This window comes from Caulobacter sp. P1_B12_2, from assembly GCF_056406675.1.
The window spans coordinates 1-10,215 of sequence record NZ_JBFTZS010000139.1; the positions used below are offsets into that span (position 1 = coordinate 1).

Annotated in this window: 10 protein-coding genes and 2 pseudogenes; 4 read left to right on the top strand and 8 right to left on the bottom strand. The window is 67.6% G+C overall.

What is annotated here, in order from left to right:
• From rfaE2 to queG, 3 genes are all read left to right on the top strand, one after another.
• A partial coding sequence (rfaE2, locus tag AC1DZ6_RS10680) for a D-glycero-beta-D-manno-heptose 1-phosphate adenylyltransferase (protein ID WP_477097160.1) occupies window positions 1–991 on the top strand: 991 nt, incomplete at its 5' end.
• A 150-nt stretch (window positions 992–1,141) separates the two neighbouring features.
• The gene (fzlA, locus tag AC1DZ6_RS10685; RefSeq protein WP_477097161.1) at window positions 1,142–1,828 is read left to right on the top strand and encodes an FtsZ-binding protein FzlA; all 687 of its coding nucleotides are present in this window, start codon (window positions 1,142–1,144) and stop codon (window positions 1,826–1,828) included.
• Window positions 1,809–2,960 (top strand): tRNA epoxyqueuosine(34) reductase QueG, encoded by a 1,152-nt coding sequence (gene queG, locus AC1DZ6_RS10690; RefSeq protein ID WP_477097162.1) that lies wholly within the window; start codon window positions 1,809–1,811, stop codon window positions 2,958–2,960. The genes fzlA and queG overlap by 20 nt, the downstream gene beginning before the upstream one ends.
• A 158-nt stretch (window positions 2,961–3,118) precedes the next feature.
• Here queG and rfbA read toward each other — a convergent pair whose 3' ends face one another.
• A complete protein-coding gene (gene rfbA / locus AC1DZ6_RS10695) occupies window positions 3,119–3,985 on the bottom strand; it encodes a glucose-1-phosphate thymidylyltransferase RfbA (RefSeq protein WP_477097163.1) in 867 nt (288 codons plus the stop codon).
• A gap of 5 nt (window positions 3,986–3,990) precedes the next feature.
• Entirely contained in the window at window positions 3,991–4,221 is a 231-nt protein-coding gene (locus AC1DZ6_RS10700) for a sugar nucleotide-binding protein (protein ID WP_477097164.1), read from the bottom strand.
• On the opposite strand from AC1DZ6_RS10700, the pseudogene AC1DZ6_RS10705 reads away from it, so the two are divergent.
• Window positions 4,136–4,399, top strand: a pseudogene (locus AC1DZ6_RS10705) (hypothetical protein); the annotation flags it as partial. The gene AC1DZ6_RS10700 and the pseudogene AC1DZ6_RS10705 sit on opposite strands and share 86 nt — an antisense overlap.
• A gap of 3 nt (window positions 4,400–4,402) precedes the next feature.
• Here the strand turns inward: AC1DZ6_RS10705 and AC1DZ6_RS10710 are convergent.
• The 6 genes and pseudogenes from AC1DZ6_RS10710 to AC1DZ6_RS10735 form a co-directional block, all read right to left on the bottom strand.
• The gene (locus AC1DZ6_RS10710) at window positions 4,403–4,834 is read right to left on the bottom strand and encodes a hypothetical protein (protein WP_477097165.1); all 432 of its coding nucleotides are present in this window, start codon (window positions 4,832–4,834) and stop codon (window positions 4,403–4,405) included.
• Between the two features lie 161 nt (window positions 4,835–4,995).
• On the bottom strand, window positions 4,996–5,523 hold the full coding sequence (locus AC1DZ6_RS10715; RefSeq protein ID WP_477097166.1) for a hypothetical protein: 528 nt from the start codon (window positions 5,521–5,523) through the stop codon (window positions 4,996–4,998).
• A 9-nt stretch (window positions 5,524–5,532) separates the two neighbouring features.
• Window positions 5,533–6,399: a dihydropteroate synthase gene (folP, locus tag AC1DZ6_RS10720; RefSeq protein ID WP_477097167.1), complete on the bottom strand. Its 867-nt coding sequence runs from the start codon at window positions 6,397–6,399 to the stop codon at window positions 5,533–5,535.
• A gap of 193 nt (window positions 6,400–6,592) precedes the next feature.
• On the bottom strand, window positions 6,593–7,075 hold the full coding sequence (locus AC1DZ6_RS10725) for a YbjN domain-containing protein (RefSeq protein ID WP_477097168.1): 483 nt from the start codon (window positions 7,073–7,075) through the stop codon (window positions 6,593–6,595).
• Window positions 7,076–7,658: 583 nt separating this feature from the next.
• On the bottom strand, window positions 7,659–9,533 hold the full coding sequence (gene ftsH / locus AC1DZ6_RS10730) for an ATP-dependent zinc metalloprotease FtsH (protein WP_477097169.1): 1,875 nt from the start codon (window positions 9,531–9,533) through the stop codon (window positions 7,659–7,661).
• 76 nt (window positions 9,534–9,609) lie between these two features.
• Window positions 9,610–10,215 (bottom strand): annotated as a pseudogene (locus tag AC1DZ6_RS10735) (tRNA lysidine(34) synthetase TilS); the annotation flags it as partial.

Genomic DNA, 10,215 nt, shown 5'->3' on the forward strand with positions numbered 1-10,215 from the left:
CGCCAAGGGCGTGCTGACGCCGGTGGTGCTGAAGGCCGCCATCGCCGCCGCCAACGCCGCCGGCAAGCCGGTGATCGTCGATCCCAAGAGCCACGATTTCACGCGCTATGACGGCGCGACCCTGATCAAGCCCAACCGCCGCGAGGCCGCCGAGGCCACCGGCGTGACCGGGGCCGGGGACGAGGCCGCCGCCGAGGCCGCCGACGCCATCCTGGCGACCGCCCCCAACCTGGCGGCCGCCCTGATCACCCGGGGCGGGGCGGGCATGACCCTGGCCGTGCGCGGCGAGGCCCCCGTCCACCTGCCGGCCACGGCGCTGGAAGTGTTCGACGTCTCCGGGGCCGGCGACACCGTGGCCGCGACGTTGGCGCTTGCGCTCGCTCGCGGCGCCAGTCCGCTGGACGCCGCCCGCTTGGCCAACCTGGCCGCCGGCCTGGTGGTGGCCAAGCTCGGCACCGACGTGGTCACCGCCGACGAGCTGGTCGGCCTGGCCCATGGCGAGCACGGCGATCCGGTGGCCGAGAAGATCGCCGACCTGGACGGCGCCCTGGCCATCGTCGCCGGCTGGCGGGCGCGGGGCCTGAAGGTGGGCTTCACCAACGGCTGCTTCGACCTGCTGCACCCCGGCCACGTCTCGCTGCTGGCCCAGGCCAAGGCGGCCTGCGACCGGCTGATCGTCGGGCTGAACACCGACGCCTCGGTCCAGCGCCTGAAGGGTCCGACCCGTCCGGTGCAGAAGGAGACCGGCCGCGCCACCGTCCTGGCCTCGCTGTCGGCGGTGGACCTGGTGGTGCTGTTCGACGAAGAGACGCCGCTGACCCTGATCAAGGCCTTCCGCCCCGACGTGCTGGTCAAGGGCGCCGACTATACGGTCGAGACCGTGGTCGGCTCCGACGTGGTGCTGGGCTACGGCGGCAAGGTGGTTCTGGCCCAGCTGAAGGCCGGCCAGAGCACCACCAACCTGATCGGGCGAATGAACGCCAAAGCTTGACCGTAAGAGTCAACGCCGGCCCGTCAGGTCAAGAGTCAGGTCCAACGACCTGATTTTGGCCGCTAAGTCGTCGGATGACCGGTGTTCAGCAAGTTCTTGTTAAACAAAACGGCGCATCGATCGAACGATGCAGCCTGAATGCGCGTGGGCATGAGCGTCGAACGAACCCTTCACCACTTCCCCCTGGACCCGGCCTCCCGCCAGGTGCGTCTCGCCCTGGGCGAGAAGCGCCTGCCGTTCGTCGAGGTGCAGGTGCGCTATTGGGAAGGCCCGGAGGCGTTCCTCAAGCTCAACCCGTCGGGCGTGCCGCCGGTGCTGGTCGAGACCAAGCACCAGCGCACCACGGTGATCGCCGAGACCCGGGCCATCCTCGAGCACATCGAGGAACAGGACCCCGAACCCGCCCTGCTGGGCCGCGAGCCGGGCGAGCGGGCCGAGGCGCGCCGCCTGCTGCAATGGTTCGACCGCAAGTTTGACAACGAGGTCAACGGCTTCCTGCTGCACGAGAAGATGGAGAAGCGCCTGCTGCGGCTGGGCGCGCCGGACCTGTCGTCGCTGCGCCGGGGCCGCGACGCCCTGCGCCAGCACATGGACTACATCGAAGGCCTGCTGAACACCCGCGACTGGCTGGCCGGACGCCGCATGAGCCTGGCCGACTTCGCCGCCGCCGCCCACCTGTCGGTGATCGACTATTTCGGCGACGTGCCGTGGAAGGACTTCCCGGCGACCAAGACCTGGTACATGAAGCTGAAGTCCAGGCCCGCCTTCCGACCCATCCTGGCCGATCGCTGGCCGGGCCTGGCGCCGGTCGCGCACTATGACGATCTCGACTTTTAGCCACCCGAACCAGAGCCCCCCCAATTTCGCATTGAGGGACGAGATCCGAGCCGAAGCCCTTCGGCTGGGCTTCGACACCTGCGGTTTCGCCAGCGCGTCGGACGCCTGGCCGAACGGCGGCTGGCTGCGCGAGTTCGTGGCCGAGGGCTTCCACGGGGCCATGGGCTGGATGGAGGAGACGCTGGACCGGCGCGCTCATCCCACGGCCATGTGGCAGGACGCGACGACGGCGGTTGTGCTGGGCGTCAACTACGGCCCCGAGCACGACCCGCTGCTGGCGCTGGAGGATCGCTCGCGCGCGGCGATCAGCGTCTACGCCCAGGGCGACGACTATCACGAGGTGATCAAGAAGCGCCTCAAGGCCCTGGCCCGCTGGATGCATGGCCGGTTCGGCGGCGAGGTGAAGGTGTTCGTCGACACCGCGCCGCTGATGGAAAAGCCCCTGGCCCAGCGCGCCGGCCTGGGCTGGCAGGGCAAGCACACCAACCTGGTCTCGCGCCAGTTCGGCTCGTGGCTGTTCCTGGGCAGCGTGCTGACGACGCTGGACCTGCCGGCCGATCCGCCCGAGCGCGACCACTGCGGCTCGTGCCAGGCGTGTCTCGACATCTGCCCGACCAACGCCTTCCCCGGCCCCTACCAGCTGGATGCGCGGCGCTGCATCTCGTACCTGACCATCGAGCTGTCGGGGCCGATCCCGGTGGAGTTCCGCGCGGCGCTGGGCAACCGCATCTACGGCTGCGACGACTGCCTGGCCGCCTGCCCGTGGAACAAGTTCGCCAGCCTCTCGGCCGAGATGGCCTTCCACGCCCGCGAGACCCTGAAGGGTCCGGCGCTGGCCGACCTGGCGGGACTGGACGATCCCGCGTTCCGGGCCCTGTTCAGCAAGAGCCCCGTCAAGCGCATCGGCCGCGACCGCTTCGTGCGCAACGTGCTCTACGCGATCGGCAACAGCGGCGACGCGGGGCTGATGGCGGTGGTCGAGCCGTTGCTGTCGGACGCCTCGCCCGTGGTGCGCGGCGCGGCGGTTTGGGCGGCGCGGCGTCTGCTGGACGGCGCGGCGTTCGCGCGGCTGGCGGAGGCGGTGGTCGAAGAGGACGAGGCGGTAAGGGCGGAGTGGGCGGCGACGTTCTGACATCCACGGCGCGTTCGACCCAACTCTGTCATCCCGGACAAGCGCGCAGCGCGCAGATCCGGGACCAGCGCGTGAACTCAGAGCTTCCGGCGGTCCCGGATCTTCGCTTCGCTACGTCCGGGATGACAACCGTTTTGGAGCGTTGCCGAAGCTGACGCTCAGCCCCGCGCCAGGCGCACCAGGTACCGCCCGTATTCCGTCTTGCCCATGGCCTCGCCCAGGGCGACCACCTGGCTGGACGAGATCCAGCCCTTGCTGAAGGCCACTTCTTCGGGACAGCCCACCTTCTGGCCCTGGCGCTTTTCGATGGCGCGGATGAACTCGGTGGCCTCGACCAGGCTGTCGTGGGTGCCGGTGTCGAGCCAGGCGTAGCCGCGGCCCAGCTTGGCGACCGACAGCTGGCCCTTGTCGAGATAGAGCCGGTTGATGTCGGTGATCTCCAGCTCGCCTCGGGCCGACGGCGGCAGGTCGCGGGCCATTTCGATGACCTGGTTGTCGTAGAAATAGAGCCCGGTCACCGCCCAGTTCGAGGCGGGCTTTTCCGGCTTTTCCTCCAGGGAGACCGCTCGTCCGTCCGCGTCGAAGTCGATCACGCCGTACCGTTCGGGGTCGGTCACATGATAGGCGAACACCGTGGCGCCGGCGTCCGAGGCGGCGGCCTGCTCCAGCGCCTCGCTGAGGCCGTGGCCGAAATAGAGGTTGTCGCCCAGCACCAGGGCGCACTTGTCGCCGCCGATGAAGTCGCGGCCCACGATGAAGGCGTCGGCCAGGCCGCGCGGGGTTTGCTGGACCGCGTATTCGAAGCGTACGCCCCAGGCCGATCCGTCGCCCAGCAGGTCCTTGAACAGCGGCACGTCCTTGGGCGTCGAGATGATCAGGATGTCGCGGATCCCGGCCAGCATCAGGGTGCTGATCGGATAATAGACCATCGGCTTGTCGTAGATCGGCAGCAGCTGCTTGCAGACCGCCAGGGTCAGGGGATGGAGCCGCGTACCGGACCCGCCGGCGAGGACGATGCCTTTCATGGGACCTAGAGCTCCATCTCGTTCATGCAGGCCGCCAGGCTCTCGCGCCAGGGGCGGGGGCGCCAGGGCAGGGCGGTTTCGATCTTGCCGCAGTCCAGGCGCGAATTGGCCGGACGTCGGGCGGGAGTGGGATAATCGGCGGTGGCGATCCTCGAAGCCAGCGACGACCCCGCCGAGATCCGCCGGGTCCGCGACCGCGCCAAGGCGTGCGGCGAGCTGGCCGCCGTCGCCCGCAAGGTGGCGCTGATCCTGCCGATGGCCCGGGCCGGCCCGGCGGGTGCGGCGAGCGTGGCGGCCGCGACGCCGGACGAGATCGGCCCGATGCTCGGCGCCCTCGCCCCCCTCGCGACCCAGGCCGAACACGCCCGTCGGGCGCTGGACAAGCTCAAGGGTGGGCGACGCGGGCGGTTGTGAGCGTCACGAGCCCTTGCGCAAGTCGCCGCCGTGGAAACGTCCGAACAGCCGCGCGGCCACCAGGCCCATCACCAGGACGCCCACGCCCGCCGCGACAGCGTGAGCCGGAGCGCGCGGATCGAAATGTCCCACCTGGGCGAGCAGAAGATAGCCGACGACGATGTTCCCGAACCCCCAGAGCACGTTCACGGTCGAGGAGGAAAGCCCCACGCCCGGCGGCTTGGAGAACGGGCTCTGAAACGCCCGCCCCATCATCCCGCTGACGAAATGCGGAACGGCGTTGGTCAGGAACCCGCCGCCGAGCAGGTAAGCCGCCTCGTGAACCCAATTCATGATCGAGCGCCCCTTTGCGGAAGACTGGTGGTCCCGCGTCGTGCCGATCTCGCCGAGGATCGGAAAGACCCGTGTGAGGCAGTACGCTTCCGCTTCGGCCATCAAGTCAATCGGGGCGCGAGCGAGTATCCGGAAACACCCTTGGCGTCATCCGCCCGCAACGGCGAGGCCGCGCCTTAAAACCTTGATGGCGTGACCGCATCCGGGGCGGAGGGGGCTGACGCAACACGACCTTTGAACATTCGGCGCACCAAGCAAACGCATCAGATCGTGGGTTTGCGCGGCTTCCACCCAGGCTGCAGCGCAAGGCCCCGGCCTCCCAAGCCGAAAGTGAACGCAGCGACGACAACACCCACAGCACCCAGCATGACGAGAAGTGTCGTAAAATCAGGGTCTGACCACCAACCCCGATCAGGGCCATGATCGGCGGGATCGCGCTGCACCGACGTCACGTCTTTGAGCGCCGAACTATGCTCACCGGATCTGAACGTGCCGGTGACGTAGGCGAGACGCCCCTTGGCCGCGTCACGCGTCGATTGGGTCAGGCCTATCGTGTCTACGCGAAGCGCCCGGTCACGCTGGTAGGTCCGAAACGCGGTCTCATCTCGCCAAAGCCGGTTATTCTCGAACTCGAAGGTCGCGAAACCCCGCACGCGAACCGCTTTGCCTTCGTAGAGAGCCGGGGTGGCGAGAACCTGGTCGACTGTCACGGTCGCCTGCGTCGAATGAGCGGGCGCCGCCAGGGCCAGCAGGCTGAGCGCGACCGACGTGATGCAGGCTTTCCACCCCATGGGCGGACGTTACAACGGCGATGGCTGGCGTTCCAGCATCTGTGGGCCTCTTAGACGCCCCCCCCCGACCGCCCCCCACACCGCCAGCGCCTGCGCTGTCTCCCGCACGTCGTGAACCCGCACCGCCGCGACGCCGGCCGTCGCGCCGTGCAGGTGGGCGGCCAGGGAGCCGCCGAGGCGGTCGCCAGCCTCCGCGCCCAGCGGGTCGAGCGCCGCGATGAAGCGCTTGCGGCTGGCGCCCAGCAGGATCGGATAGCCCAGGGCCACAAAGCGCGGCAGGGCGGCCAGCAGGGCCAGGTTGTGGGCGGGAGTCTTGCCGAAGCCGATGCCGGGATCCAGCCAGATCTTCTCGCGCTCGACCCCCGCGGCCATGGCCGTGAAGGCCCGGGCCAGCAGGAAGGCCTCGACCTCGGCGACCACGTCGTCGTAGCGCGGGTCGTCCTGCATGGTCCCCGGCTCGCCCAGCATGTGCATCAGCACCACCTCGCAGCCCAGATCGGCGGCGACTTCCGGAGCATCGGGGGCGAAGCGCAGGGCGGCGACATCGTTCCAGATCGTGGCCCCGGCGGCGACGGCGGCGCGGGCCACGGCGGGCTTCATGGTGTCGATCGAGATCGCGACGTCGCTGGCGGCGCGGATCGCCTCGATCAGCGGCACGACCCGGGCGATCTCCTCGGAGGCCGGCACGGGGTCGGCGCCGGGCCGGGTGCTCTCGCCGCCGATGTCGAGGATGTCGGCGCCCTCGTCGACCAGCCGCCGAGCCTGGTCCAGGGCCGCGCTAGGCCTGAGGAACCGCCCGCCGTCCGAGAAGCTGTCGGGCGTGACGTTGACGATCCCCATGACGCGGGGGCGAGGGCGGGGGCGAATGGTGGTCATGGGTGGGTTTTAGAGCAGGTTTGCTCTCGCTCCCACCGATCCGCTCATCCCGACGAATGCCGGGACCCAGATGGAATGGCGGGGTGGCTGACGCCAAGGGCGCTGAGCGCTTCCAGTCATCCACACGGCCATGGGATCTGGGTCCGGCATTCGCCGGGATGAGCGGGGTTTTGGGGGAATCCGAAAGCAGCCCCTACCAGTCGATGAACTTGGTGAAGTCCCCGATCATTCCGGTCCAGACGCCGAAGTCGTCGTCCAGGCCCGCCATGGTGCGGCCGGCGTTCACGTTGACGTCGTACTGGACGTAGGGGTCGCCGTCGTCGTCGAGATAGACCTTCAGATAGCGGTTCTTGCGGTTCCACTCGTTGGCCTTCTCGAAGGCCAGCGGGGTCTTCAGGTCGAAGCCGGCCGAGAACTGCAGGGCCTTGCAGCGCTTGGTCTCGTTGCAGTCGTAGAAATAGATCTTGAAGGTCTGGCCCTCGGCGGCGCTGTTGATCAGCGGGTCGCCCGAGCTGTCCTTGGTCAGCTCGGCCTTGTAGCCGCCCTTCTGCAGCCAGGCCGYCACCTCCGGACCGGTCATCCCGTCCTTGTTGATGTCCTCGGCTCGCGCCGCGCCGGCTCCCAAGGATCCGGCAAGAAGCGTCGCGGCCGCCAGGGCGATGATCGCCGTCTTCATCTCGTGCCTCCCCACCGCCCCTCGCGGCCAAGGCCGAACGCTAATGCCTGCAGTCGGGATCGCCAAGTGCTCAGCCAGAACGCCAATTCGCCCGCTTGACAACGTCGAAAACAGGGCGCCCTATTTCTATAGAAAACTATAGTTTTTTGGAGAATTATTGTGAGAACTATAGAAATAGGGCTTGAGGTACACAAGGCTATCGAAGCCGAACGCTGCCTGCTCGATGAGTCAGAAAATGAGATTCTCATCCGACTTTTGGCCAATGCCAACCGGACGACTAGCAGCATGCCTGTGCCACCGCCGTCTGGGAAAAAGACTGGCGCTGCGTGGATTAAGGACGGCGTTCAGCTGCCCGAGGGTACAATGCTGAGAGCACGATACTCGGGCCAGACAGTTCATGGTGAAGTTATCGACGGAACATGGATCGTCAATGGACGAAGCTTTGCAAGTCCATCAATGGCGTTGATCCATAATGTGGTCACCAAAGACGGCAGGCGTACCAACATCAATGGTTGGAATCACTGGGACATTAAGCGCCCCAGTGATTCCAACTATATAGCCATCAGCAGTCTACGGTAACGGCCTAGGCGGTGACGCCCGTGGACACCGGCACCGAGGCCGTCGGACCGGTCGGCATCTTGTTGCTCTCGTCCTCGATCCGGGTCGGCGCGACGCCCTTCATCACATTGATGATCTCGTCGCCGCTGAGGGTTTCGAACTCCAGCAGGGCCTTGGCCACCAAGTGCAGCTCGGCGAGCTTCTCGGTGAGGATCTGACGGGCCTCGTCCTCGCCGCCCTTGACCAGGCGACGCACCTCGGTGTCGATCTTGATCATGGTGTCTGGCGAGACGTTCTGGGTGCGGGCCACCGAATGCCCCAGGAACACTTCATCCTGGTTGTCGCCATAGGCCACGGTGCCCAGCTCGTCCGAGAAGCCCCAGCGGGTGACCATGTTGCGGGCCAGGCTGGTGGCGGCGCTGATGTCGCTGGAGGCGCCCGAGGTGATCTTGTGCTTGCCGAAGATCAGCTCCTCGGCCACGCGGCCGGCCATCATGATGGCCAGGCGCGAGGTCATCATGTCGAAGCTCATCGAGTAGCGGTCGCCCTCGGGAAGCTGCATGACCATGCCTAGGGCCCGGCCGCGCGGCACGATGGTGGCCTTGTGGACCGGATCGGCGATGGCGACGTTGAGGGCCACCAGGGCGTGGCCGCCCTCGTGATAGGCCGTCAGCTTCTTCTCGTCCTCGCTCATGGCCATCGAGCGACGCTCGGCGCCCATCATCACCTTGTCCTTGGCGTATTCGAAGTCGTGCATGGTGACCATGCGACGGTTCTTGCGCGCGGCGGTCAGGGCGGCCTCGTTGACGAGGTTGGCCAGGTCGGCGCCCGAGAAGCCGGGGGTGCCGCGGGCCAGGGTCTTGACGTCGACGTCGGCGGCCAGCGGCACGTTCTTCATGTGAACGCGGATGATCTTCTCGCGGCCGGCGACGTCCGGATTGGGCACCACGACCTGGCGGTCGAAGCGGCCCGGACGCAGCAGGGCCGGGTCCAGCACGTCGGGGCGGTTGGTGGCGGCGATCAGGATGATGCCTTCGTTGGCTTCGAAGCCGTCCATCTCGACCAGCAGCTGGTTGAGGGTCTGCTCGCGCTCGTCGTTGCCGCCGCCCAGGCCGGCGCCGCGATGGCGGCCGACGGCGTCGATTTCGTCGATGAAGATAATGCAGGGGGCGTTCTTCTTGGCCTGCTCGAACATGTCGCGCACGCGGCTGGCGCCGACGCCGACGAACATCTCGACGAAGTCCGAACCGGAGATGGTGAAGAACGGCACGCCGGCTTCACCCGCCACGGCGCGGGCGATCAGGGTCTTGCCGGTGCCGGGAGGGCCGACCAGCAGGGCGCCCTTGGGGATCTTGCCGCCCAGGCGCTGGAACTTGGCCGGGTCCTTGAGGAACTCGACGACTTCCTGCAGCTCTTCCTTGGCCTCGTCGACGCCGGCGACGTCGTCGAACAGCACGCGGTTCTTGTTCTCGGTCAGCAGCCGGGCCTTGGACTTGCCAAAGCCCATGGCGCCCTTGGTGCCGCCCTGCATCTGACGCATGAAGAAGATCCACACGCCGATCAGCAGCAGGATCGGCAGCATCTGGAACAGGATGCCCAGCAGGATGTTGCCGCCCTTCTGGTAGACGATCTCGGAGCCGCGGGCCTCGAGGCGCTTGACCAGGTCTTCGGAATTGAGCGGCACGTTGACGCTGTAGGGCTTGCCGGTCTTCGGCTCGACCTTGACCACGTCGCCGTTGATGTTGGCCTTCTTGACCTCGCCGCTGTCGATGTTCTTGAGCAGCTGCGAGTAGCTGGTCTCGGTGCTGCCGCCCGGCTTGGCGCTTTGGCTGAAGACGCTATAGGCGACCACCATCACCAGAACGATCACGGCCCAGATGCCCAGGGTCTTGAAATTCATACGCGTTGTCTTCCCAACGATAGTCTCTGACCTTCCAAGATAGGACGGTCCGGCCGGTTTCGCCACGCGCGGGTTATCATGTCGCGGGTTCTTGATCGACACGACCCGTCGCCGCCTCGAAACGATCCACTACAAGACAACGCGCTCGCGTCGCTTTCGGCTCTGCAAGGATCGGGCAAGTCACCGTCCCATCGGGGGCCGCCACCACCGGCAGGCTGGACCGGGCGGCGGCCGGAAAGCCTTTCAGCGCCTGGCGTTGCGCGCTCGGAAGGCGGGCGGCCAGGCCTTGCAGGGGACGGACGATCAGGCCGGGCTCGGCGGCGGTCAGCTCGTAGCGGCCGTCCCAGACGATCGTCTGGTTGGGCGGCAAGGGCGTTTCCAAGACCCTCCCCCCGTGGGGGAGGCGATCCGAAGGATCGGTGGGGGGAGGACCCGCGCGTCTGGCCTCGCCGGGTTCGCGGAAGAAGGAGACCCCCTCGCCCGCCGCCTCGATCCGCGCGCCGGCCAGGGTGGCCGTGAAGCGCTCCCCGGCCCGGATCCGCTCGACCAGCCGCTGCAGCCGCTCGCCGCGCGGCGGCTGCGACGTCCCGGCGGCGCACAGGCAGGCGGCGGCGACATGGGCGGCCGGGGCGGTGCGGGGAAGCGTGAGATAGCCCTCTCCTCCCCCGTGAAACGGGGGAGG

Excerpts from the sequence above, each read along its gene's own strand:
- queG (WP_477097162.1), top strand. The coding sequence starts at position 1,809 with ATGACGATCTCGACTTTTAGCCACCCGAACCAGAGCCCCCCCAATTTC.
- fzlA (WP_477097161.1), top strand. The coding sequence starts at position 1,142 with ATGAGCGTCGAACGAACCCTTCACCACTTCCCCCTGGACCCGGCCTCC.
- rfbA (WP_477097163.1), bottom strand. The coding sequence starts at position 3,985 with ATGAAAGGCATCGTCCTCGCCGGCGGGTCCGGTACGCGGCTCCATCCC.
- AC1DZ6_RS10710 (WP_477097165.1), bottom strand. The coding sequence starts at position 4,834 with ATGGCCGAAGCGGAAGCGTACTGCCTCACACGGGTCTTTCCGATCCTC.
- folP (WP_477097167.1), bottom strand. The coding sequence starts at position 6,399 with ATGACCACCATTCGCCCCCGCCCTCGCCCCCGCGTCATGGGGATCGTC.
- AC1DZ6_RS10715 (WP_477097166.1), bottom strand. The coding sequence starts at position 5,523 with ATGGGGTGGAAAGCCTGCATCACGTCGGTCGCGCTCAGCCTGCTGGCC.
- ftsH (WP_477097169.1), bottom strand. The coding sequence starts at position 9,533 with ATGAATTTCAAGACCCTGGGCATCTGGGCCGTGATCGTTCTGGTGATG.